The 693-nt window shown below is 68.7% G+C and carries 1 pseudogene; it reads left to right on the forward strand.

Going from position 1 to position 693, the window contains the following annotated elements:
• Positions 1-693: pseudogene (locus tag J5J09_RS22700) on the forward strand (hypothetical protein); the annotation flags it as partial.

Consider the following 693-nt stretch of genomic DNA (forward strand, 5'->3'; position numbering starts at 1 on the left):
CCGCCACCAGCTACCAGGAGAGCCAGACCTATACCGTGCTCAGCGCCGCCGGCGGCATTACCGGCGACTTCGCCGACCTGCTCGGCGATTCCGCCTTTCTCGACGTCTCCTCGGTGATCTCCGGCAACGACGTGCTGCTGACCGTCGTCGTCGATCCGGATGACGATGGTGACGGTGATGGGGATGGAGACGGTGACGGTGATGGCGACGGCGACGGGGATGGAGACGGCGATGGGGACGGTGACGGAGACGGCGATGGCGACGGCGATGGCGGCACCTTCGTCACGGTCGCGCAGACCGGCAACGAACAGGCCGTCGCCCGGGCGCTCGACAGCCTGGAGCAATCCGGTCCGTCGCTGTCCCTCTACAACAGCCTTCTTCTGATGAATGCCGAGAATGCCCGCAAGACCTTCCGCCAGCTCTCCGGCGAGGTGCATTCCTCGACGACGCCGCTGCTGACGACCGGCACGCAGGCGATGAACGGCATGCTCAACACCCGCATGCGCGGTCTCTCCGGCGGTTCGGTCGAGCAGTCGGCGGCGACGGCCTACGGGCCGGAGGAGACCAATGCGGCGGCCGAGCGCTTCTCGGCCTTCGACGGCGAGACCGGGTTCGATGCCGGCCGCTTCGGCTTCTGGGCCAGCGGCTTCGGCGCGCGCGGCAGCATCGACGGCTCCGGCGGCACCGCCAGCA

The sequence above is a fragment of the Ciceribacter sp. L1K22 genome (assembly GCF_017599385.1).
GTDB lineage: Bacteria > Pseudomonadota > Alphaproteobacteria > Rhizobiales > Rhizobiaceae > Allorhizobium.